The organism is Rhodococcus sp. P4_E4 (assembly GCF_056401575.1).
The window spans coordinates 163,647-185,304 of record NZ_JBFUJB010000016.1; the positions used below are offsets into that span (position 1 = coordinate 163,647).

The window sequence follows — 21,658 nt, forward strand, 5'->3', positions numbered from 1 at the left end:
TGAAACCCTCGAGGGGATGAGTTCTTTGATTGATGGCACCCGGTCCCGTCCCGCGTCCTCACGACCCGGACGTGGTCGTACTGGCGGCGGCCGCGTCGGCGGCGGTCGCCCGGCACCGAACCCGGACCTGGCGCGCAAGCTGCTGACGGTCGCCTTCCGGCCGTCGGGTCTGACGATGCTGCTGATCGCGGCTGTCGTTGTGGTCACCTTGGTATCGGCGAGCAGCGACCTGACCGGAACCTTCGGCGCCATTGCCACCACATGGTTGGTCATCCACCAGGTGCCGGCGACTATCAGCGGCGTCCAACTCGGTGTACTGCCATTGCTTCCGACGGCCGTCATGATGTGGGTGGTTGCACGCCGATGCGCGTCGACTGCGGTGCACACCGACTCCCGTGACGACACCCTCCGCCTGGTGGGGGCCGCGGTGGCCGGACCGTTGACTATCACGGCAATCGCTCTCGCCGTGGTCGCCGACGCCTCCGCAGCCATTCCGCTGTCTAGCCCCAACACGTTGGCCGCTTTCGGCTGGGTCGCCGGGATTCACCTGATCGCCGCGTCCGTCGGTGTTGCTGCTGCGCACTGGGATCGCGTCGTCGCCGAGATTCCGCCGTGGGCATCTGCCGCTCTTCGACCGGCAACGGCTGCGTCGGCAGCGCTGTTGGCTGCGGGCGCCGTGGCCGTCGTGGTGTCACTACTCGTGTCGTGGTCGACGGTCGGTGACCTACTCGCGCGCGGCAACGGGTTTGTCGGCGTACTGGGATTAACGGTGTTGTCGCTGCTCTACCTGCCGAACCTCGTGGTCGGCGCAGCCGCGGTGATGACGGGATCGACGGCCGATTTCGGCAATGTCTCCATCAGCGTGTTCGGCAACATCGGCGGTGACCTGCCACCCTTGCCCCTTCTCGGAGCGATTCCGGAAGGCGTCGCCGGTGGAATCTGGCCCGTGTTGTTGATCGTTCCGGCAGCGGTGGGCATGATGCTCGGCCGTGATTGCGCTCGACGCATCGCCGGGCAGGACAGCGTGCTCGCAGTGCTGACGGCAGCTGCCGGTGCCGGCGTCGTCATGGCGCTGCTCGCTCTTGCTGCCGGGGGAGACCTCGGGCAGTTCGGCACCGTGGAGGTCCTGTGGTGGGGCTTCGGTCTTCTGACTTTTGCGTGGCTGGGATTGTTCGGAACGGTCTCGGCGCTGTTCGCGATGTGGTTCTCACACCGCGGACACATGAAGGACGAGGTTGCGCCCCCGACGGCTGAACCGGCTCGAACAGTCGAGCCCGAACTTGCGATCACGGCTGCGGCCACACCGGAAGACGAGGACGACGAGAACACGGGCGAAGTGCTGGCCCAGGAATCTGCGGTCGTTGTCACCAAGGTCGTCGAAGCGGAAATCGTCGAGGAATCAGGCGAACCCGTGCAGGTAGTGACAGAGGAAACCGTCGAGATCGAAGTAGTCGACGCCGAGGTTGTCGCGGCACCCGAGGCGGACCCCACAGCCGACTCCGCAGCCGGGGCCGAGCCGGAGACCGACCTGCCCTCGAAGCCGCAGAAGTCCAGCGACTAGGCTGTCATGCGGCCGATACTCCGGCCGCATCATCTTCCAGTTCTCAGGAGTAGTGCGCTGACTGCCTCGGCCGACAATCCGCAGCCGACAATGCCCGACGGGGTCCAATTTCGCGACTCGATCGCGCGGGTAGTCGTACTCGCTTCCGGCGCGGGAACCCTGTTGACTTCGCTGATCGAGGCTTCGCACGCCGAGGGATACCCGGCCGAGATCGTTGCCGTCGGGGTAGATCGTGACTGCCTCGCCGCCGAGCACGCTGCGGATTCGAAGATCCCGTCCTTCAAGGTCTCGATCAAGACTTATGAAAATCGTGCCGCCTGGGACGAGGCGCTGACAGCAGCGGTGGCCGAGCACGAACCCGATCTCGTGGTCAGTGCAGGCTTCATGAAAATCCTCGGCCCCAGCTTTCTCGCGCGTTTCGGCGGCCGAATCATCAACACTCATCCCGCGTTGCTGCCTGCCTTTCCCGGCGCGCACGCGGTTCCCGACGCTCTGGCGTACGGCGTGAAGGTCACCGGTTCCACGGTGCATCTCGTCGACGGCGGAGTTGATACCGGGCCGATCTTGGCGCAGGAAGCTGTGCCGGTGCATGACGACGACACCGAGTCTTCGTTGCATGAACGCATCAAAATTGTGGAGCGACGGTTGTTGGCGGACGTCATCGCCGCTGTTGCTACGCGCGGAGTGGTTTCCGATGGACGAAAGGCCGTGATCCCCAGTGAGTGAACGCAAGGCTGTGCGCCGTGCACTTGTCAGCGTCTACGACAAGAGTGGTCTGATCGAGCTGGCCACGGGCCTGCACGAGGCCGGTGTCGAGTTGGTCTCGACCGGTTCGACCGCGTCGAAGATTGCCGACGCCGGAATCCCCGTGACGCCGGTCGAGGCTCTGACCGGATTCCCGGAATGCCTCGAAGGCCGCGTGAAGACGCTGCATCCGCGCGTCCATGCCGGCGTTCTCGCCGATACCCGCAAGCCGGATCACCTCGCTCAGCTCGAGGAACTCGGCATCGCGACCTTCGAATTGGTCGTCGTGAACCTGTACCCCTTCACCGAGACGGTTGCCTCGGGCGCTAGCCCGGACGAGTGCGTCGAGCAGATCGACATCGGCGGCCCGTCGATGGTGCGTGCTGCAGCCAAGAACCATCCGTCGGTTGCCGTCGTGGTCGATCCGGCTCGTTACGCCGATGTCCTGACTGCCGTTGCCGGTGGCGGATTCACCTTGCGTGAGCGCACTGTGCTTGCGGCGCAGGCGTTCCAGCACACTGCGTCGTACGACGTCGCTGTTGCAAGCTGGATGACGAGCACGATCGCAGCTGACGAGGACGGTTCGCTGTTCCCCGCCTGGGTCGGTGCTACCTGGAACCGCAGCGCTGTCCTTCGCTACGGCGAGAACCCGCACCAGGACGCCGCGCTGTACGAAAACCCGGCTGCGCCTGCAGGTTTGGCTCAGGCAGAGCAGTTGCACGGCAAGGAGATGTCGTACAACAACTACACGGACTCCGACGCAGCGTGGCGCGCAGCGTACGACTTCACTGATCCGGCCGTCGCAATCATCAAGCACGCCAACCCCTGTGGCATCGCCATCGGGACCGACATTGCCGACGCCCACCGCAAGGCGCATGCATGCGATCCGGTCAGTGCATTCGGTGGTGTCATCGCAGCCAACCGTGAGGTCACCGTCGAACTGGCAGAGCAGATCGCCGATATCTTCACCGAGGTTGTCATCGCGCCCTCGTACGAAGACGGGGCCGTCGAGGTTCTGCAGCGTAAGAAGAACATTCGTGTTCTGAAGGCTGCCGCTCCGACCGCTACCGGAATCGAACTGCGTCCGATCTCTGGCGGTACCTTGCTCCAGCAGCGCGACGTTCTGGACGCTGACGGCGACAACCCGGCCAACTGGACTCTCGCCAACGGTGAGGCTGCAGATGCCGAGACTCTCGCAGACCTCGAATTTGCTTGGCGCGCCAGCCGATCGGTGAAGTCAAACGCGATCCTGCTGGCCTCCGGCGGCGCGTCCGTCGGCGTCGGTATGGGCCAGGTCAACCGCGTCGATGCAGCGCATCTTGCTGTTCAGCGAGCCGGTGACCGCGTCGTAGGTTCGGTTGCGGCCTCGGACGCGTTCTTCCCGTTCCCTGACGGTCTGCAGGTTCTTCTCAACGCCGGCGTCAAGGCTGTTGTGCAGCCGGGTGGTTCGGTTCGCGACAACGAGGTGATTGCCGCGGCCAAGGAAGCCGGTGTCACTCTTTATCTGACCGGTGCGCGCCACTTCGCGCACTGATTCCCTGCCTCGGTAGCGGGCCTCGACTCCTCAACGGGAGTTCGGGGCCCGTTCTGCATTCAGGCCGGCCCGGTTCTTTCAGGCTGCGCTGCTGTGGGTGCCCTGGAGTTCGCGGGGTGAGCCGGTGATGACCACGCGTGAGGCTCCGCGACTGCGGATCTCGCTGATCAGTGCGCCGAGGGTGGCTTCGTGGGCAGCATCGGAGTGCGAAAGATCCAGGGTGACGGCGTATCCGGTGAGGTCACCGGGCAGATCGACATACGGCGGCGCGATGGACAGTTGGTTGACTCGAAGTTTCATATGGTGCTCCTGCGTGTGAAAGGTAAAAGAAAAGGCACCCGAGGCGTTTGCCCTGGGTGCCCGAGAACGAATCCGGTGAAACTGGGGATCATTCTCGGGGTACACCGCGCTTGTTGCCCATGTGCTTGGCCGACATTGCGGCCGAAAAAATGTGCTTGCCTGCGGTGCAGCTGCGCCACGAAGGTACGGATGCAAAGTTCGGGTGTAGCGACATGACGTCCGTTCCTTTCTGTGTGGCGTTGCTGGTTAATGGATGACCGTACAGCACGGATCGAGGGTTCGCACCAATAAAAAGCGCCGCGAACGTAAACTCCGGGTGACTTCTGTCCCCGGGTTCGCTGGATTGAGAGAGCCTTTGTTGCAGGTCAGGCGTAGAAAGCAGAAGTCCCTCCGCGATGGTTCGCGGAGGGAACTTTCTACCCGAAAAAGAGGACGTTCGGTCTGTACATGATCAGGAGAACGAGCGGACCCACGCTGTGAAGGGCTCCGCGAACTCTGCCGAGTACGGAAGCGGCGCGACGTAGTCGGCCCCGGTGGACTGTTCTTTGCCGATGTCCTTGAGTACGAAGTTGGCGTTGCGCATCCGCACTGAAGTCAGCGCGGTATGTGAGAGCGCGGCGTCGAGTGCCGCGACGTCGGAGGGAATTACTTGGATGTCCTTGTCCGAGCAGCTGGTGAGAACGGGCATGCCTGCCGGCAGCGCCGCTACGAGCGCAACCGGGTCCAGTGCGTCTTCCTCGGCGAGTGCCTTGGCATTGGCGTGAACGAGTCCCGCGTTCTGCAGCGGTTCGGGTAGATCATCCGGAACCGTGCCCTCGGTCCGAAGAGACTCGACGGCGTCGGCGAGCGCGACGCGCAGTTCGTCAGCCAGTTCGACCGGCAACTGTCCGGCGCCGACGACGGCGTCGAGCTGGCGGTGAATCTGCGTCGTGAGTAGATCGAGAAGCCTGACGCTCAGTGGCTCGAGCAGTGCGAGGGCGCTGACTCTTGTGCCCTCTTTCGCCGTGGCAAGTGCCAGCGCGACGACGGCGCCGTCGCTGTGTCCGACGACGAACAGTCGCTCGGGATCGACGCCGGGTTGTCCGGCGAGGTAGTCAAGTCCGTCGGAGGCGGCGTCGACGAATGTGTTGAAGCCGAGATCGGCGATGTCCTCGATCTCGTAGTCGCCGAGGGCGGTTTCGCCGCTGCCGAGCTTGTCGTAACGCAGGCTTGAAATGCCTTGATTTTCAAGAAGATCCGCGATGAACCGCAGAGTTCCGATGTCGCCTTCGAGGAGCGCGCTGTCGCCGTTTCGGTCGGTGGGGCCGCTGCCGGCCAGAATGAGCGCGGCCGGCGCCGGGGAGTCGGGTGAGGCTGCCAGGCGAAGACTCCCGTACAGGGTGACGTCGCCGGATTGGAACGAGATCTCGGTGTCGGACATGACGACTTGTCTACCAGGTCCACAGGTTCAGGCGGTGCGCAGACTCCGGACACGTCGCCATCCGCGCCAGCTGAACCACAAGAGTGCGGCGAGCAGCGGAATGATCAGGAGCGGCAAGATCATCGCGATCAAGGAGGTGAAGAAAGTCAGCACATCCTCGATGACGGAGACGACGGGATTCGCCAGTCCACCGGTAGTGGCCGTACTGACCGCGCGAGTGCCGGTCTGGGCGGCGCTGAACGTCAGCGCCGTCGGCGCTCCGACGATGATGCCCGCCAACGCGGCCATCGCAGGGTCGAGATGGCTGAAGGCCGCCCAGGCCGCGATCACTCCGGCGATGGGTCCGGTGACGTTCCCGATCACCGAGAGTGCGTTGTCCACGAAGGGAATGAGGTCGGCACCCAGTTCGACCACAGCGGCTATTGCCAATGCCACCAGCGCGCCGGTGGATCCGATCCACCGCATCGACTCGCCGACGGTGATCCCGAACAGTTCGAAGTGGACGGCAGCGCTGAGCATCAGCAGCGGCAGGAAGGTTCGCATTCCGGACGCTGCGGCGAGTCCGAGACCGAGCATGGCGGGCAACACCCAGGTATCCATGGGTGGAGTTTAGGTCTACTGTGCGCCTTTATTAACCGCCGGCGGTTAATAAAGGCGCACAGCAAAGTCTCGGAAAGGACCTTTCATGGCGACAAACCCGCAGCCGATGTTCTTCCTCAACCTGCCCGTCAAGGACCTCGGCAAGGCCACCACCTTCTACGAGGGCCTCGGATACTCCAAGAACACGCAGTTCTCCGACGAGAATGCGTCGTCGATGGTCATCAGTGACACCATCGTCGTGATGCTGTTGGCCGAGCCCTTCTTCAAGACCTTCACCACCAAGGGCATTGCCGACACCTCGACGTCGACGGAAGCGCTGCTCGGTCTCTCGGCCGAGACCCGTGAGGCCGTCGACACCCTCGTCGACAAGGCGCTCGCGACCGGCGGTTCCGAAGGTAACGCGACGCAGGATCACGGTTTCATGTACAGCCGCAGCTTCCAGGATCCCGACGGCCACATCTGGGAAATCATCTGGATGAATCCCGAGAACATCGAGGGCTGAGCGACCGAACTTCCTCGGCGAGAGGCGAAACCCCGCAAACACTCGTAGCGTGGAGTGGTGACTGTCGCAAAAACCCTCGGAGAGCTACGCGCCTCCGGACACGTACAGCGAAGTGTCAAGGAAGAACTACGAGAGAACCTTCTCGCCGCGTTGCGGGACGGCCGTGACCCCTGGCCCGGGATAGTCGGGTTCGAGGACACGGTCGCCCCGCAACTCGAGCGGGCGCTGATCGCCGGCCACGACGTGGTTCTGCTCGGCGAACGCGGTCAAGGAAAGACGAGGTTGCTTCGCACTCTCGGGCTCCTGCTCGACGAGTGGACCCCCGTCATCGAAGGCTCGGAACTGGGGGAGCACCCGTACGAGCCGATCACACCGGCTTCGATACGTCGAGCCAAGGAACTGGGTGACGACCTCCCGATCGCCTGGCGACACCGCAGCGAGCGGTACTCCGAGAAACTGGCAACGCCGGACACCTCGGTCGCCGACCTGATCGGAGATGTCGACCCGGTCAAGGTGGCCGAGGGTAGGAGCCTCGGCGATCCGGAGACCATTCACTTCGGTCTCGTGCCCCGCGCGCATCGCGGAATCGTGGCGATCAACGAGCTTCCCGACCTCGCCGAGCGCATCCAGGTCTCGTTGCTCAACGTGATGGAAGAGCGGGACATCCAGGTCCGCGGGTACACGCTTCGGCTTCCGTTGGACGTCCTTCTGGTCGCGAGCGCAAATCCTGAGGACTACACCAACCGCGGGCGCATCATCACACCACTCAAGGACCGCTTCGGCGCCGAAATTCGCACTCACTACCCCGTCGAGTTGGCGGGTGAGATCGCGGTGATCGAGCAGGAGGCGCACCTGGCCGCGGAGGTGCCTGACTACCTTCTCGAAATTCTTGCCAGGTTCACGCGCTTGCTACGCGAATCCACCTCGGTGGATCAGCGATCGGGTGTGTCGGCACGATTTGCCGTCGCCGGCGCGGAAACCGTCAGTGCAGCGGCGGTACGACGCGCGGCGGTGCTCGGCGAGGCCGATCCTGTTGCACGGCCCGTCGATCTCGATTCCGTGGTCGAGGTTCTTCGCGGCAAGGTCGAATTCGAATCCGGTGAAGAGGGACGGGAACTGGAGGTGCTCGAGCACCTGCTGCGTCGCGCGACCGCCGATACGGTTCGGGTACGACTCGGCGGAATCGACCTCGGGATGTTGGTTGCTGCTGTGGAGACGGGCAATACGATCGTCACCGGTGAATCTGTCACGGCCAAGGCGTTTCTCGACGAGCTTCCGGACCTCGAGGTCCTGGACGAAGTAGCCGAACGCCTCGGCGCGCGATCCGACGGCGAGCGTGCCGCCGGTGCCGAACTTGCCCTCGAAGGGCTTTACCTCGCGCGCCGGATCTCCAAAGATCAAGGCCCGGGCGGCCGCTCGGTGTATTCGTAAGGGGCAGTGATGATCCACAATCCGCGGTACGGGCCGTACGACGGTGGTCCCGATCCGCTGGCGCCTCCGGTAGATCTGCGCGATGCCTTGGCAGCAATCGGCGACGACGTGTTGTCAGGCACGTCGCCGCGCCATGCCCTCCGGGAACTCCTGCGCCGCGGAAACCGAGACATGCGCGGGCTCGACGACCTTGCTGCCCAGGCGAACCGGCGTCGACGTGAGCTGCTACGCCGCAACAATCTCGACGGAACGCTCGACGAGGTTCGTAAGCTTCTCGACAAGGCGGTGCTCGAAGAGCGCAAAGAACTGGCACGTGCTCTCGACGACGACGCACGATTCAACGAAATGCGGATCGAGGAGTTGCCACCGTCCACAGCTCAGGCCGTGCAAGATCTGGCCGACTACAACTGGCGCAGCGAACAGGCTCGCGCGGATTACGAGAAGATTCGTGATCTGCTCGGACGTGAGGTCCTCGATCAACGCTTCTCGGGAATGAAGCAGGCACTCGAGGGCGCTACCGACGAGGATCGTGAGCAGATTCGCCAGATGCTGGCAGATCTGAATCAACTGCTCGATGCGCACTCTCGGGGCGTCGACACTCCGGAGCAGTTTGCGGAGTTCATGGACAAGCACGGGCAGTATTTCCCGGACAACCCGCGCAACGTCGACGAACTTCTGGATTCGTTGGCGCAGCGCGCGGCGGCCGCACAACGATTGCGTAACTCGCTCTCGCAGGAGCAGCGTGACGAGTTGGATGCGTTGGCGCAGCAGGCGTTCGGCGATCCGAGCCTGATGAGTGAGCTGAGTCAACTCGACCAGTTCCTTCAGGCGGCTCGGCCGGGTGAGAACTGGGAAGGTTCGCAACAGTTCCGCGGCGACAACGGAATGGGGTTGGGTGAGGGGACCGGTGCCCTGCAGGACATCGCCGAGTTGGAATCGCTGGCAGATCAACTGTCGCAGCAGTATGCAGGCGCAGCGCTCGACGACATCGACCCCGAGCTACTCGCGCGGCAACTCGGCGACGAAGCGGCCGCTGATGCTCGCACCCTGGCCGATCTCGAAAAGGCTTTGCAGGAACAGGGTTTCTTCGATCGCGCACCAGACGGTCAATGGCGCTTGTCGCCCAAAGCCATGCGACAGCTCGGACAGACCGCTCTGCGTGACGTCGCCGGGCAACTGTCGTCGCGAACCGGTCAACGCGATACGCGTCGGGCAGGTGCGATGGGCGAACCGACCGGAGCTTCCCGCGAATGGGAGTTCGGGGACACCGAACCGTGGGACGTCACGAGAACCATCACCAACGCCGTCCTACGTGACCCTGGCCGAATGCCGGTGCGGCTGAGCGTCGTCGATGTCGAGGTGGCCGAAACCGAACAGCGTAGTCAGGCTGCGGTGGCTCTGTTGGTGGACACGTCGTTCTCGATGGTGATGGAGGATCGGTGGGTGCCGATGAAGCGCACCGCTCTGGCACTCAATCATCTGGTGAGCACGCGGTTTCGCAGCGACGAGCTGCAGTTGATCGCCTTCGGACGCCACGCGCACGTACTGAGCCCGTCGGAGCTCGCCGGTTTGGACGGCGCGTGGGACCAGGGAACCAACCTGCACCACGCACTGTTGTTGGCGGCCAGACACCTTCGACGCCATTCCAATGCGCAGCCGGTGGTGTTGATCGTCACCGACGGTGAGCCGACGGCTCATCTCGAAGCGGACGGAGAAGCCAGGTTCGACTACCCGCCGAGTGCGCGAACCCTCGGTTTGACGGTTCGAGCACTCGACGCCGTGGCCAGGCTGGGCGCCAAGGTCACGTTCTTCCGTCTCGGTGAGGATCCAGGTCTGGCCAGGGTGGTCGACCGGATGGCGCACCGGGTGGGTGGACGCGTCATCGCGCCGGACCTGGACGGCCTCGGCGCAGCCGTCGTGAGTGACTACATGCGAGGTCGCCGTTAATTCTGCCGCCGTCAGTCTTGTTCAGCGGGCTGGTGCTGGGTGATGCAGTGGATGCCGCCGCCACGTTCGAACAGCGGTCTGGCGTCGACGGTGACGACAGTGCGTCCGGGGTAAGCGGCTGACAGGATCCGGGCCGCTTCGGCGTCGGCCGGATCGTCGAAGCTGCAGGCGATCACTCCACGGTTGACCACGAGATGGTTGATGTAGCTGTAGTCGACGAATCCCTCGTCGTCGCGCAGGATTTCGGGTGCAGGCACCCGAATGACCTTCCACGGCCGGCCGCCGACGTCCGTCGAGCTTTCGAACAACTCGATGATCGTCTTGCTGACGGCGTAGTCGGGGTGCACCGGATTGCGTTGGTCATGGACGAGTACCACTCCGGGTGAAGAGATGGCAGCGACGATGTCGACGTGTCCGCGCGTTCCGTAGGTCTCCTGATCGCGAGTCAACCCGCGGGGAAGCCAGATCACGTGCTTGGCGCCGATGGTGCGGGCGAGTTCGGCCTCGATGTCGGCCTTCGTCAGGTCGGGATTGCGCCCCGGATCGAGTTGGACGGTTTCGGTGACCAAGACGGTGCCGAGACCGTCGACCTGAATACCGCCGCCCTCGTTGATGATTGGTGAGTCGATCAACTGGGCACCGGATTGTTCGACGACAAATGCGCCGATCTTCGAGTCCTTGTCCCACTGCGCCCACCCCTGTGCGCCCCAGCCGTTGAACACCCAGTCGACTCCGCCGAGACGGCCTTCGTCGGACAGGACGAACGTCGGCCCGATGTCGCGCATCCACGCGTCGTTGAGAGGTGCCTCGACGATGTCGACCTTCTCGGACAGATACTTTCGTGCTTCTTCGACTTCGGCGGGATCGACGACGACGGTGACCGGCTCGAATTCGGCGACGGCGTGGGCGACGGCCGCCCACGTCGAGCGCGCTTCGTGCTGTTCCTCGGCGGTGTCGCCGAGGGAGTATCCGGCGCTGGGGTACGCCATCCAAGTGCGTTCGTGCGGTTCACTTTCCGCGGGCATTCGCCAGGTCATCGGTTGGCTCCCACAGTGTTCACCGGTGCGGTCAGAGCCGAGTAGGTGTCGGGTCGGCGAGTGGCCAGGAACGGGAACAGTGCAAGCCAGTCTTCACGTTGCCGAAGATCGAGATCGGCGACCAGCACTGCTGATTCGTCGCGGGGAGCCTGAACGAGGATGCGTCCGTACGGATCCGAGATGAAGGAAGAACCGTAGAAGGTGATGAGACCTTCACCGCCGTGGCGATTGGGAACAACCATGAAGGTGCCGTTGGCGATACCGTTTCCGACGATCACCTGCTGCCACAGCGGTTGGGTGTCGAAGTTCGGGTGATCGGGCTCGGAGCCGATCGCCGTCGGGTACACCAGAACCTGGGCGCCGGCGAGGGAGTATGCACGTGCGACCTCCGGGAACCACTCGTCCCAGCATGTCGGGAGGCCGAACTTCGCGCCGAGTGCCTCGTGGACGGGGTATGCGTCCTGCGCCGGACCGCCGCGGAAGTACGTGTCCTCGTAGTATCCGGCCGTCACCGGAATGTGGAGCTTGCGGGTTCTGGCGAGAAGCTCACCTTCGGGCGAGACGAGGATCGCGGTGTTGAATCCCAGTCCGTCCTCGGCCTCACTGCGCTCGCACAGCGATGCGTGGACGAGGACCTGGTTCTCGGCGGCGGCTTTGGCGGCGAAGGCGAGAGTGGGTCCGGTGAGCAGGTCTTCCGCTTCGCGTCCGGGATTGTCGCCGGCCGGGGTGGAGGCGGGGTAGCGGCTGAGCGTCAGCTCCGGAAGAAAGACCACGGAAGCGCCCAGCTTCGCTGCGGACGCAATGCCCTCGCTCAATTCGGTGTAGAGGTCGTCTTGGTCCTCGTGCCAGCGATGTTGCACGAGACCTACACGCAGAGGTGTGGACGTGGACGGCGTAGTCGCGGCCAGAGACTCGGGTGGGGTGAGGGCGGTGATCGTCAGCATGGGGTTTCCTCGGTGCTCGGGTATTCGACGTTCAACGTAAAACGAATGTGATTCGTTAAGTATGGTGGGTGAGCGCTGATTGATCAAGGACTTTCGAGGAATTGTTTTTTGCGGCGCCCCGAACGGTGTGGATCACTACAGGAGGACATATGCCGCGGCCATCGCAACGACTGCTCTCACCGGCGATCATCACCGAGGCAGCGATCGAGTCAGTGGACGAATCCGGCGACTTCACCATGCCGGGACTCGCCGCACGACTGAAGGTGCGACCGTCGTCGCTCTACAACCACGTTTCCGGACGGGCCGAGATCGTCGAACTGATGAGGGCTCAGCTGATGGCGGGAATCGACGTGGAGTCGGCCTCGGGATCCTGGAGCGAGACCGTCTCTGCGCTGGCAGCCGAGTACCGGCGAAGCTACGCAGCACATCCTCGCCTGATTCCGCTCTTCACCGCCCAGACGGTGCAGGCCGGTGTGGCGTTCACCCTGTACAACGCGCTAGCGCAGGCATTCGCCGATGGTGGCTTCGACCCGGCTCAAACGCTGCACGCAATCACAACCGTCGACAGTTTTGTTCTAGGTTCGGCGTTGGATCTGGCGGCGCCAGATGTCCAGTGGGCGTCGGGGCCCGAGGCTAACGACGCGATGAAGGCGGCGTTGGCAACATCCGGGAAAAATCCCGAACGTGCCGACGCCGCCTTCGAATTCGGCTTGCGTGTATTGATGGCGGGCCTGATCGCGCAGGCCCCCGAACCTACTGTCTCCTAGGACACGCTGAGGTCGTTCTCGTCGCGCAGAGCCTCCGTGTCGCGGTTGAGGGTCTTGCCCTCGAAGAACTCGGGATTGCGCACTCGCATGACCATCATCAGTACCGCGCCGAGGATGAGGATTCCGAAGCCGAGGAAGAAGACCAGGCCGATGCCGCCGATGGATGCTCCGCTGGCGTTGTCCGGATTCATACTCTCCTGGACCGAAATGACGAACACCGCAAGCAGCATGAGACCACCGATGAGTGGGAACGCGAGCCGGAAGACGAAGTTTCGTACGCTTTCGAAGAGCGTCTTGCGGAAGTACCACACGCACGCGAATGCCGTGATGCCGTAGTACCAGCAGATCATGATGCCGAGGGCGGCGATCGTGTCGAGCAGCGCACTTTCGGAGAGGAACGTGACGACGCTGTAGAACACTGCTGTCACCGCGCCGGCCACGACGGTGGCGTACGACGGCACCAGGAATCGAGGCGAAACCTCGGCGAGCTTCTTGGGGAAAGCTCCGTATGCGCCCATGGCGAGCATGGTTCGTGCCGCGGGCAGGAACGTGGTCTGCAGGCTCGCAACGGAAGAGACGAAGACTGCGAGGAAGAGGAGCATTCCGCCCCAGTTGCCCAGGACCGGGTCGGCCAGAGCGCCGAAGACGTTCTCGGAGTTGTCGGGATTGCCGAGGCCGAGGCCTTCCTCACCGACGCCGGCGTACATCATCGCGGCAACGGCGACCAGCAGGTAGGTCAGGAGAATGGTTGCGACACAGAGCAAACCGGCGCGGCCCGGGGTCTTCTTGGGGTTCTTCGACTCCTCGCCCAGCGTGAGACAGGTATCCCAGCCCCAGAACGCGAAGATCGATCCGGTGAGTCCGATGACAAACGCACCGATGGCGAGTCCGCTGAACGGGTTGAACCAACTCAGGTCGAAGGACAATCCGGCCGGGGCATCGCCGGCGCCAACGTGAACCAGTGCAACGACGGCGAAGACGACCAGCAGCACCATCTGGAAGCCGACGAGTGCGAACTGCACGCGCTCGCTGGTAGTGATTCCTCTACTCGCTATCCATGTGGCCAGGGCGATGAAGACGAGTGTGGTGCCGACATTGACAAATTTGTTGCCCGGCAGATCGGCGATCGACGGATTGTCGACCACTCGCGCGATGAACAGATAGAAGAAGTCGACGGCAATGGCAGCAAGGTTCGAGAGCACGATGATGGTGGCGATCACCATGCCCCAGCCGCACATCCAACCGACGTACGGCCCGAATGCCTTGGTGGACCAAGTGAATGACGCGCCGCAGTCAGGTGTGTCGGAGTTCAGCTCGCGGTACGCGTACGCGGTGAGGAACATCGGGATGAAGCCGGCGATGAAGATGGCGGGCATCTTGAGGCCGACCGCGGCGACGATCAATCCGATACTGGCGGTCAGGGTGTAACCCGGTGCCACGGAGGAGATTCCGAGTACGGCGCCGGAGATCATGCCGATCTTGCCGGTAGCGAGTCCTTTGGAACTCAGTTCGGTGCTGGTCATGACAGTGCCTCCGGCTGGGTGAATTCGTGCTTGGGCACTACGACCATGGGAACGGGCAGCACGCGCAGCATCTTGGCGGCGGTGGAACCCAGGAAAAGTTTGCGGGGCTGCGCGAGACGGCTGGAACCGACCATCACGAGGTCGCCGTCCTGCCAGTCCAGTTGACGCACTGCGGATTCCACCGTTGAACCGTCGGCGATTATGACCTCGATGGGGAACTCGGCGGGGAGCGCCGCTCTTGCGATGTCAAGCGTGTCCTGAGCGTGATTTCGTGCACGTTCCCTGGCGGACTCGGCGGTGTCGCGGTGATCGCGCAGATCGTTCTGGGGGTCGAGTGCCACGAGCGAGACCAGTCGCAGCGGAACCTGCATCAGTTCGCTGGTACGTACGGCGGTGTTCAAGACGACGTCGGCGCCGACGCGGGTACCGAGCGCGCAGGTGACCTCTCGTATTGCGGTAGCCGCCGAATGCCGCGTTCCCCGAGGCGCCAGTGCTACCGGGACGTGGGCGGAGTGCAGCAGTTCGGTCGAGACCGAACCTATCGCGTGACGGCCGAGCAGACCGTCGCCGGAAGCTCCCACCACGATCGCCAGCGCGCTCAGTCGGTCAACCTCGTCGAGCAGGCCCTGAGCAAACGACTCGTGGAAGCTCAGGTGTACTTCCACCTGGATGTCCTCGGGCACCGCTGCTTTCGCCTCGGCGAGCCAGTCGTGTGCACGTGCGGCGAGAATGTCGTCGTAGCCGGCTTCCGAGGGAACCTTGGCCGGCAGTGTCCGATCCGGTGGGAGGACCATGCAGATGTCGAGTTGCGCGCCGAGACTGCGCGCGAGCTGGGCCCCGAGGACCAGCCCGTCTTTACCGCTGGGTGTGGCGAGGTATCCGACGATAAGGCGCATGGTGGCTCTTTTCCGGATTGGAGGAATCTGCTGTGCGCCTTTATTAACCGCGGGGGGTTAATAATCATGACGTGCTTGAGACGGGTGTAGTCCTCGACTCCGTATGCCGAGAGATCTTTGCCGTAGCCGGAGTACTTGAAGCCGCCGTGCGGCATCTCGGCAACGAGCGGGATGTGGCAGTTGATCCACACCGCACCGAAGTCGAGAGCGGCGGAGACGCGTTGCGTGACACCGTGATCCTTGGTCCAGATGCTCGAGGCCAGGCCGAACCGAACGTCGTTGGCAAGCGTGATCGCCTCCTTCTCGTCGGAGAAGCTCTGGACGGTGAGGATGGGACCGAAAGTCTCTTCCTGCACGATGTCGTCCGATTGCGCGACGCCGGTGATGACGGTCGGCTCGAAGAAGAATCCGGTTTCGCCCGAACGCTTTCCGCCGGTAACGATCTTGGCCGACGCCGGCAGGTTCGCGATCTTGTCGCTCACGGCGTTGAAGTGGTTGATGTTGTTGAGCGGGCCGTAGAAAGCATCAGGATCGGAAGGCGCGCCGGGGCGCAGCTTCTCGGCGTTCCGGACGAGGGCTTCGACGAGCTGATCGTGGATGGACTCGTGAACGATCACGCGAGTGGCCGCGGTGCAATCCTGGCCACCGTTGAAGAACGCTGCCTCGGCAATACCGGTGGCGGTCTTCTCGATGTCGACGTCGCCGAAGACGATCGCCGGCGCTTTGCCGCCCAGTTCGAGGTGCGCGCGCTTGAGCTGCTGCGCTGCGGACACGGCGACAGCGATGCCCGCCCGCACCGAACCGGTGATCGAGACGAGACCGAGGGCCCGGTTCTCCACCAACGTCGCGCCGGTTCCGCCGTTGCCGAGCACGACGTTGAACACGCCGTCCGGCAGGATGCCCTTCGAGAGCTTCGCCAGGACCAGCGTGCTGCCCGGTGTGGTGTCGCTGGGCTTGAGGACGATCGTGTTTCCGGCCGCGAGGGCGGGCCCGATCTTCCACAGCGCCATCATGAACGGGTAGTTCCAGGGAGTGACCTGACCGACGACGCCGATCGGCTCACGACGGACGTAGGAGGTGAAACCCTCCATGTATTCTCCGGCCGCCTTGCCCTCGAGAATTCGTGCGGCTCCGGCGAAGAACCGCATCTGATCGGCTCCGACCTTGACCTCTTCGTCGGCGATCATCTGGTGGGCCTGGCCGGTGTTGGCGCTTTCGGCTGCGACGATTTCGTCGCTGTGCGCTTCGATGGCGTCGGCGAGTTTGAGGAGTGCGGCCTGCCGCACGCTTGGTGTCGTCTTACCCCAGGTCTCGAATGCGCGCTGTGCTGCTTCGACGGCGGCGTCGACGTCTTCCTTGGTGGAGACCGGCGTACGCCCGACCACACTCTCGTCCACGGGGTTGATCAGGTCGAGTGTTTCCGTCGCGGCCGAGGCGACGAATTCACCGTTGATGTAGTTCTCGAGTACGACGATCGACATCGGTACCGGTTCCTCTCGAGGTCGAACGAGTTCCGGCCGAGGTGATCAGCACGGAACTCGCACTTTGTGGGGCGTGTGTGAGCAAGTGTGCGCTGACTCACAAGTAAAGGCAGCTGCCAAAAAGGTGAAATCTTTGATCCCCGACGCGCCGAGTTGTACAGTCCTGCCCATGACGATCGCTGTGCGGTGGATGTTGGCGCAGCCGGATCTCGCGCTGGAACTCAAAGGTGGGGCGCAGGGTGTCGGTCGCGAGATCACATTTGCGCACGCCACGGAGCTGCTCGACCCGTTTCGATGGTTGACCGGCGGCGAATTCATCCTCACCACCGGCATCCGATTGCCGTCCACTCAGCAAAAGCGCGGCCGCTATCTCCGGATGCTCGATGCGGCGGGTGTGGCGGCGGTGGGATTCGGAACCGGGCTGTCGTACCCCGAGGTCCCGGCCGATCTGGTGGCCGTCGCCGACGAGATCGGACTCCCGCTGATCGAGGTGCCGCTGCCGACGCCGTTTGCTGCCGTCGTCAAGCGTGTGATGAGCCGGTTGGCAGAGCAGGAATATGAAGCTGTCCTCCGGGCGTCGCGGGCGCAACCGCGGATGACGCGTGCCGTCATTTCCGGCGGAACTGCCGCAACCGTGCGTGAACTGGCGATCGCAACCTCGGCGACGGTGCTTCTTCTCGACGTCGCCGGACGAGTTCTCGAGAGCTCACCTCAACTGCCGACGGACGACGTGATCGACGAACTGCGAGCAACTCTCGGGGGCGGCGCATCCAGCAGCGTGACGCTTGCAAGGTCTGGAGCGTCGATCGCGGTGCAGCAGATCAGCGTCGGGCGAACGCCGTACGGATACCTGGCGGTGATCAGCGCTTCGGCGCTCAGCTACGTCGATCAGATACTGCTCGGTCACGCGAATTCGTTGCTGGCGTTGGACTTCGAGAAACCTGCGCGCCTGCGCGCCACTCAGGATCAGTTGAATTCGCATGCCCTCGGGCTGCTGCTCACCGAAGACCGCGACCCGGCACCGGCGTGGCAACAGATCCGGCAGGCCGCCGACGGCGAGGGAATGATCCGAGGGTTGACAGTTCTTGCCGACACGTCCGACGTGGCGGGACGCGTCGGAATCGAGATTGCCGAGTTCATGAACAAGGCAGGGCGGCAGTTGTTTTCGCGGATCAACGACACTCGCGTCACAGTGCTGCTGCGTGGAACCGACGACGTCCAGTTCGCCCGAGAGCTACTGGGCGGGGTATCGAGGTCGGATCTTCGCTCACTTCGTGTGGGCCTGAGTGCGCGGCGCGTGGTCGCAGCGCTGGCGGTCGCCGTCGAACAGTCCCAGCTGTGTGCGTCTGCGGCGGAAATCGGTGGCGAGCCTTTGGAATTCGCGGCGCTGACCGGAGGTGTGCTGCTGTCTTTCGATTCGACGCGTGAAGTACTCAACACGCTGGCGGAAACGATGATCACACCGATCGAGGACTACGACCGTGACAACGGCACCGAACTGCTGGCGTCGCTGCGGGCATTCCTCGAGGCCAACGGGCACTGGGAAGCGGCAGCCATCACGATGGGCGTCCACCGGCACACGCTGCGAAGCCGAATGGCGAAGGTGGAGAGCTTGATCGACTGTCGACTCGAGGTAGCGAGAGTTCGTGCGGAACTGCTGCTCTCGATCATTGCCCGGCAGTCGTGACTGCCGGGCAATGATCGAGACTTGGCAAAGCGGCCGTCAGGCCTTGCTGCGGGCGATGATGTCGGCGGCGGTTCGCTGCCCCATCCGGACAGCACCGTCGACGTGCTGGTACCCCTCGGCTGCGATGTCGGAGCACGAGAAGTGGATCGGGCCGACGGGTGTGCGGGAATCCGCGCCGTATCGGTGCAGGCCACCGAGGTCGAAGCTGGCCGCGTACGCACCGCGGGTCCATTCCTCCGAGCCCCAGTCGGATTCGTAGTACACAACCGGTTCTTCGGCCTTCGGGCCCAGGTAGCGGGCAAGTGAGGCCAGAATCGTGGCCTTACGCTCCTCGACGGAAAGCTCGAACATCGCGTCGGCCTTCTCGTCGGAGACGAAAGCGACCAGGGTGCCGCGATCGTCCTCGTGGTTGGTGTTGTCGTACACCTCCTGCACTACCTCGGACGCGCCGAAGCCGGTGCCGGAGAGGCCGTCTTCGCGCCAGAAAGGCGTCTCGTACACCGCGTGAACCTTGATGACGAGGCCGAGGGACTGGTGCTGGTGCATCTGGTGCTGACGACGCGGCAGCGGGGGATCGTACGAGATCCGGGAGTAGAGGTTGGGCGGTACGGCCAGGATCACTCGGCTTGCCTCGACGCGAACATCGCCGTCCGCCAACACCGTTGCACCGGATTCGTTCCACTTCACCGTTCGCACGGGTGCGTTGAGGAAGACGTCGTCACCGAGGGCCTCCGCCATGCGGATCGATACCTGCTGCATTCCGCCGATCACTCGCTTGTCGAGGATGAAGTCCTCGTCGACGAGGTGGGAGAACGAGCCTGCCGAGGCGGCCATGAGTACGGCCTGCAGGGCAGAGAACGAGTGGGCGGGCTTGGTGAGCATGCCACCGGCGATGAAGAGGCCGATGTTGTCACGTGCCTCGGCGTCGTCGGACTGATTGATCAGCCACTGCTTGAAGGAGACTGTGTCGAGATCGCGGGCGAGGGGATGTGCCCACGGTTCCTCGGCGCCGATCTGTGCTGCGAGATCGTCCATCTCGTCGATGAGACGGTCCATCTCCTTCTTCGTGGTGTCGTTCGTGGGGAAGGAATCACCCGTGTACTGCGTCCGCTCACCTGCCGACGAGATGTAGACGGACTCGCCCTCGCGGTAGCGCTCGAAAGTTTTCAGGCCGAGTTCGTCGAGCAAGGAGATCAGCGCGGTCTGGTCGGGGGAGACCCACTGGCCGCCGATTTCCAGAACTGCTCCGTCGATGGTGTCGGTCCACGTGCGGCCGCCGACGCGGTCGCGCGCTTCGATCACAGCGACGGTCAAACCGGCCTTGCGCAGCGCGGTTGCAGCTGCCAGGCCAGAGGGGCCGGCGCCGACGATTGCAACGTCTCTCTGGAGAGTAGGCACTTTGCGAGCTCCTTCATGTTGAGCACCGCTCGAGTCGAAAGCTGCCGACGAGCGAGTGCACGGGTGTCGGTTTTCAGTCTGTCCCGACGAGACGCACACCACACCTGACGAAACGGAGTGTTCGATCGTTGATCTTGTGCCGTTTAGGCGCGGCTAGCCGTTGATGACGTGGCGATCGCCGAGCGGTCGGCTCAGCGGGATGTCCAGGCTGCCGAACACGGCAACCAAGATGCACATCTTGTCCGCGGCCTCAGGCAATGCTCCGGTTCGGAGCGTGACGATCACCGTCGTATCAGTCTCTTCGACGGTTGCGTACGCGCCGTAGCACTCCGGAGTGCCGGTCACGAAGTGGACTGCCACCGTGTGATCGTCGACCTCGGACCACGATTCGAACATGGTGGCCGTCGCACCCACGATGTCAGTGCGGCTGTCGAACTCCGTGCCCATCTCGCTGTCGTCGACCTCGTCGGGAACGGGGGTTCCGAGCGACCAGTCGGCGGGACTTGCTTCGTTGGCCGCCATCGGATTCGGCGCAGCAACCGGCCCCGTTGTCTGGGCCCCGACGGAGCATCCGGCCACAGCAAGGCAGGCCAGAACGGCGAGGGTTAGTACACGCATGAATCCACCGTAACCCTGCTCAAGCGAGTAGCGCCGTGACCAGCGCAATCGCCGGTATCGACGCCAAAGTGGTGACAAAGGCACTGTCTCGGGCGAGGACCATCCCGCGCCGATATCGGCTTGCATAGATGAAGACGTTCTGTGCCGTCGGCAACGTCGAGACGACCACGATGGCGAACAACTGATGGCCGTCGATGCCGAGGAGGAAGTGCGCCATCAGGTAAGCCAGCACCGGTTGGACGACGATCTTGAGGGTCGACGCAAGCGCGACGTCGCGGCGCGGACTGGAGCCCTTCTCGAGCACCCGTACGCCGTACAACGAGAGCCCGAATGCCAACAGTGCGCCGGGGACCGAAGTGGCGCCGATCAATTCGAAAGGCTGCATCAGCGGTCTCGGCGGTACCCAACCGATCAACGCCACGATCAACCCCGCAGCGCCCGCGAGCACGATCGGATTCTTGAACGGAGCGGTGACAGTGTCGATCAGTGACAGTTTTTCGGCTTCGCCCCGCAATGCCGTGAGATCGAGGATCGTCAAGGCGATCGGGGAGTACACGACGATCTGGAAGAGCAGGAGCGGCGCGACGAAGGTGGCATCGCCGAGCACGAACACCGCGATCGGGATTCCGAGGTTGGCCGAATTCACGTACGACGCCGACAGCGCGCCGATAGTCAGTTCGGGCAGCGGCCGGTTGAGCCAGATCTTTGCAACGACGACGTACAGAGCGCCGACGGCAAAGGCAGTAGCCGACGCAACCGCGAGCGTCGGCGAGAAGATCACCGACAGATCGGACGACGCGAGGGTGGTGAACAGTAGGGCAGGCGTCGCGACGAAGAAGACGAGTCGACCGAGAACGAACTGTCCTTGGCTACCGAGGGTACCGAGACGGCCGAGCAGATACCCGACCGCGATGACGACAAAAATTACGGTGAAACCCGCAACAACTCCCGACACGCTGCGGGCACCTCTCGACTGGAATGAACGACTTCGGGAAATCTTAGTCCGGGCAACAAAAAGGCCGCGCAGTCGAGTGACTTTCGCGTGCGTTCTTCACTGCAACGGCGACCTGACGCTGCTGCTGCGGGGTCAGGCCCGTGACGCGACGGCTGCGGATCTTGCCGCGGTCCGAGATGAACGTGCGAAGCAAGTTGATGTCCTTGTAATCGACATGCGTGATCTTCGCTGCGAACAACGGGTTCTTCTTGGGCTTACGACCCTCTACGGGGCGTGGCTTCTTCGACGGTGAACGCTTGACTGCCATCCGACT

The 21,658-nt window shown here is 63.5% G+C and carries 19 protein-coding genes and 1 pseudogene; 8 read left to right on the forward strand and 12 right to left on the reverse strand.

Annotation, left to right across the window (positions count from 1 at the left end):
• Positions 1-16: 16 nt before the first annotated feature.
• Genes AC1DVN_RS19415 through purH form a run of 3 tightly spaced genes read left to right on the forward strand, consistent with a single transcriptional unit; the run spans position 17 to position 3,839 of the window.
• Positions 17-1,561: a cell division protein PerM gene (locus AC1DVN_RS19415; protein WP_019744750.1), complete on the forward strand. Its 1,545-nt coding sequence runs from the start codon at positions 17-19 to the stop codon at positions 1,559-1,561.
• Between the two features lie 6 nt (positions 1,562-1,567).
• Positions 1,568-2,287: a phosphoribosylglycinamide formyltransferase gene (purN, locus tag AC1DVN_RS19420; protein ID WP_019744749.1), complete on the forward strand. Its 720-nt coding sequence runs from the start codon at positions 1,568-1,570 to the stop codon at positions 2,285-2,287.
• The gene (purH, locus tag AC1DVN_RS19425) at positions 2,280-3,839 is read left to right on the forward strand and encodes a bifunctional phosphoribosylaminoimidazolecarboxamide formyltransferase/IMP cyclohydrolase (protein WP_003946407.1); all 1,560 of its coding nucleotides are present in this window, start codon (positions 2,280-2,282) and stop codon (positions 3,837-3,839) included. Before purN ends, purH begins: the two co-directional genes overlap by 8 nt.
• Positions 3,840-3,917: 78 nt before the next feature.
• Here the strand turns inward: purH and AC1DVN_RS19430 are convergent, their stop codons facing one another.
• The 3 genes from AC1DVN_RS19430 to AC1DVN_RS19440 all read right to left on the reverse strand — a co-directional run bounded on the left by AC1DVN_RS19430 (position 3,918) and on the right by AC1DVN_RS19440 (position 6,159).
• Positions 3,918-4,139, reverse strand: a complete 222-nt coding sequence (locus AC1DVN_RS19430; protein WP_003946391.1) for a hypothetical protein — start codon at positions 4,137-4,139, stop codon at positions 3,918-3,920.
• Between the two features lie 451 nt (positions 4,140-4,590).
• Complete coding sequence (locus AC1DVN_RS19435; protein WP_113683227.1) at positions 4,591-5,559, reverse strand: alpha/beta hydrolase family protein; 969 nt, start codon at positions 5,557-5,559, stop codon at positions 4,591-4,593.
• 27 nt (positions 5,560-5,586) lie between these two features.
• Positions 5,587-6,159 (reverse strand): DUF4126 domain-containing protein, encoded by a 573-nt coding sequence (locus AC1DVN_RS19440; RefSeq protein WP_007727593.1) that lies wholly within the window; start codon positions 6,157-6,159, stop codon positions 5,587-5,589.
• A gap of 85 nt (positions 6,160-6,244) precedes the next feature.
• Between AC1DVN_RS19440 and AC1DVN_RS19445 the strand changes: the two genes are divergently transcribed.
• Genes AC1DVN_RS19445 through AC1DVN_RS19455 form a run of 3 tightly spaced genes read left to right on the forward strand, consistent with a single transcriptional unit; the run spans position 6,245 to position 10,039 of the window.
• A complete protein-coding gene (locus AC1DVN_RS19445; RefSeq protein ID WP_019744746.1) occupies positions 6,245-6,661 on the forward strand; it encodes a VOC family protein in 417 nt (138 codons plus the stop codon).
• A 54-nt stretch (positions 6,662-6,715) separates the two neighbouring features.
• Positions 6,716-8,092 carry an ATP-binding protein gene (locus AC1DVN_RS19450; protein WP_019744745.1) on the forward strand — a complete coding sequence of 459 codons (1,377 nt, stop codon included), beginning with the start codon at positions 6,716-6,718 and terminating at the stop codon, positions 8,090-8,092.
• 9 nt (positions 8,093-8,101) lie between these two features.
• Positions 8,102-10,039 carry a vWA domain-containing protein gene (locus AC1DVN_RS19455; protein WP_020970350.1) on the forward strand — a complete coding sequence of 646 codons (1,938 nt, stop codon included), beginning with the start codon at positions 8,102-8,104 and terminating at the stop codon, positions 10,037-10,039.
• Positions 10,040-10,050: 11 nt separating this feature from the next.
• Here AC1DVN_RS19455 and AC1DVN_RS19460 read toward each other — a convergent pair whose 3' ends face one another.
• The gene (locus AC1DVN_RS19460) at positions 10,051-11,076 is read right to left on the reverse strand and encodes an agmatine deiminase family protein (protein ID WP_019744743.1); all 1,026 of its coding nucleotides are present in this window, start codon (positions 11,074-11,076) and stop codon (positions 10,051-10,053) included.
• Positions 11,073-12,020, reverse strand: coding sequence for a nitrilase-related carbon-nitrogen hydrolase (locus AC1DVN_RS19465; protein WP_477994135.1), 948 nt, complete (start codon positions 12,018-12,020; stop codon positions 11,073-11,075). Before AC1DVN_RS19465 ends, AC1DVN_RS19460 begins: the two co-directional genes overlap by 4 nt.
• A 149-nt stretch (positions 12,021-12,169) precedes the next feature.
• On the opposite strand from AC1DVN_RS19465, the gene AC1DVN_RS19470 reads away from it, so the two are divergent.
• Positions 12,170-12,787 carry a TetR/AcrR family transcriptional regulator C-terminal domain-containing protein gene (locus tag AC1DVN_RS19470; RefSeq protein ID WP_019744741.1) on the forward strand — a complete coding sequence of 206 codons (618 nt, stop codon included), beginning with the start codon at positions 12,170-12,172 and terminating at the stop codon, positions 12,785-12,787.
• Here AC1DVN_RS19470 and AC1DVN_RS19475 read toward each other — a convergent pair.
• The 3 genes and pseudogenes from AC1DVN_RS19475 to AC1DVN_RS19485 all read right to left on the reverse strand — a co-directional run.
• On the reverse strand, positions 12,784-14,310 hold the full coding sequence (locus AC1DVN_RS19475) for an APC family permease (RefSeq protein ID WP_007727566.1): 1,527 nt from the start codon (positions 14,308-14,310) through the stop codon (positions 12,784-12,786). The genes AC1DVN_RS19470 and AC1DVN_RS19475 overlap by 4 nt on opposite strands.
• The gene (locus AC1DVN_RS19480) at positions 14,307-15,206 is read right to left on the reverse strand and encodes a universal stress protein (protein WP_047888480.1); all 900 of its coding nucleotides are present in this window, start codon (positions 15,204-15,206) and stop codon (positions 14,307-14,309) included. The genes AC1DVN_RS19475 and AC1DVN_RS19480 overlap by 4 nt, the downstream gene beginning before the upstream one ends.
• Positions 15,207-15,271: 65 nt before the next feature.
• Positions 15,272-16,687, reverse strand: a pseudogene (locus tag AC1DVN_RS19485) (gamma-aminobutyraldehyde dehydrogenase); the annotation flags it as partial.
• Positions 16,688-16,856: 169 nt separating this feature from the next.
• Here AC1DVN_RS19485 and AC1DVN_RS19490 point away from each other — a divergent pair.
• Positions 16,857-18,374: a PucR family transcriptional regulator gene (locus AC1DVN_RS19490; RefSeq protein WP_477994136.1), complete on the forward strand. Its 1,518-nt coding sequence runs from the start codon at positions 16,857-16,859 to the stop codon at positions 18,372-18,374.
• Between the two features lie 36 nt (positions 18,375-18,410).
• Here the strand turns inward: AC1DVN_RS19490 and AC1DVN_RS19495 are convergent, their stop codons facing one another.
• The 4 genes from AC1DVN_RS19495 to rpsR are packed head-to-tail and all read right to left on the reverse strand — an operon-like array spanning position 18,411 to position 21,652.
• Complete coding sequence (locus tag AC1DVN_RS19495) at positions 18,411-19,874, reverse strand: flavin monoamine oxidase family protein (protein WP_477994137.1); 1,464 nt, start codon at positions 19,872-19,874, stop codon at positions 18,411-18,413.
• Positions 19,875-19,925: 51 nt separating this feature from the next.
• A complete protein-coding gene (locus AC1DVN_RS19500; RefSeq protein WP_046378982.1) occupies positions 19,926-20,390 on the reverse strand; it encodes a hypothetical protein in 465 nt (154 codons plus the stop codon).
• Positions 20,391-20,409: 19 nt separating this feature from the next.
• Complete coding sequence (locus AC1DVN_RS19505) at positions 20,410-21,345, reverse strand: AEC family transporter (protein WP_019744736.1); 936 nt, start codon at positions 21,343-21,345, stop codon at positions 20,410-20,412.
• A 43-nt stretch (positions 21,346-21,388) separates the two neighbouring features.
• Entirely contained in the window at positions 21,389-21,652 is a 264-nt protein-coding gene (gene rpsR / locus AC1DVN_RS19510; protein ID WP_477994138.1) for a 30S ribosomal protein S18, read from the reverse strand.
• Between the last annotated feature and the right edge of the window lie 6 nt (positions 21,653-21,658).

What these genes read in the sequence shown, in the direction of transcription:
- AC1DVN_RS19415 (WP_019744750.1), top strand. Translation starts at nt 17, where the DNA reads ATGAGTTCTTTGATTGATGGCACCCGGTCCCGTCCCGCGTCCTCACGA.
- purN (WP_019744749.1), top strand. Translation starts at nt 1,568, where the DNA reads ATGCGGCCGATACTCCGGCCGCATCATCTTCCAGTTCTCAGGAGTAGT.
- AC1DVN_RS19430 (WP_003946391.1), bottom strand. Translation starts at nt 4,139, where the DNA reads ATGAAACTTCGAGTCAACCAACTGTCCATCGCGCCGCCGTATGTCGAT.
- AC1DVN_RS19435 (WP_113683227.1), bottom strand. Translation starts at nt 5,559, where the DNA reads ATGTCCGACACCGAGATCTCGTTCCAATCCGGCGACGTCACCCTGTAC.
- AC1DVN_RS19440 (WP_007727593.1), bottom strand. Translation starts at nt 6,159, where the DNA reads ATGGATACCTGGGTGTTGCCCGCCATGCTCGGTCTCGGACTCGCCGCA.
- AC1DVN_RS19445 (WP_019744746.1), top strand. Translation starts at nt 6,245, where the DNA reads ATGGCGACAAACCCGCAGCCGATGTTCTTCCTCAACCTGCCCGTCAAG.
- AC1DVN_RS19455 (WP_020970350.1), top strand. Translation starts at nt 8,102, where the DNA reads ATGATCCACAATCCGCGGTACGGGCCGTACGACGGTGGTCCCGATCCG.
- AC1DVN_RS19460 (WP_019744743.1), bottom strand. Translation starts at nt 11,076, where the DNA reads ATGACCTGGCGAATGCCCGCGGAAAGTGAACCGCACGAACGCACTTGG.
- AC1DVN_RS19465 (WP_477994135.1), bottom strand. Translation starts at nt 12,020, where the DNA reads ATGCTGACGATCACCGCCCTCACCCCACCCGAGTCTCTGGCCGCGACT.
- AC1DVN_RS19470 (WP_019744741.1), top strand. Translation starts at nt 12,170, where the DNA reads ATGCCGCGGCCATCGCAACGACTGCTCTCACCGGCGATCATCACCGAG.
- AC1DVN_RS19475 (WP_007727566.1), bottom strand. Translation starts at nt 14,310, where the DNA reads ATGACCAGCACCGAACTGAGTTCCAAAGGACTCGCTACCGGCAAGATC.
- AC1DVN_RS19480 (WP_047888480.1), bottom strand. Translation starts at nt 15,206, where the DNA reads ATGCGCCTTATCGTCGGATACCTCGCCACACCCAGCGGTAAAGACGGG.
- AC1DVN_RS19490 (WP_477994136.1), top strand. Translation starts at nt 16,857, where the DNA reads ATGACGATCGCTGTGCGGTGGATGTTGGCGCAGCCGGATCTCGCGCTG.
- AC1DVN_RS19500 (WP_046378982.1), bottom strand. Translation starts at nt 20,390, where the DNA reads ATGCGTGTACTAACCCTCGCCGTTCTGGCCTGCCTTGCTGTGGCCGGA.
- rpsR (WP_477994138.1), bottom strand. Translation starts at nt 21,652, where the DNA reads ATGGCAGTCAAGCGTTCACCGTCGAAGAAGCCACGCCCCGTAGAGGGT.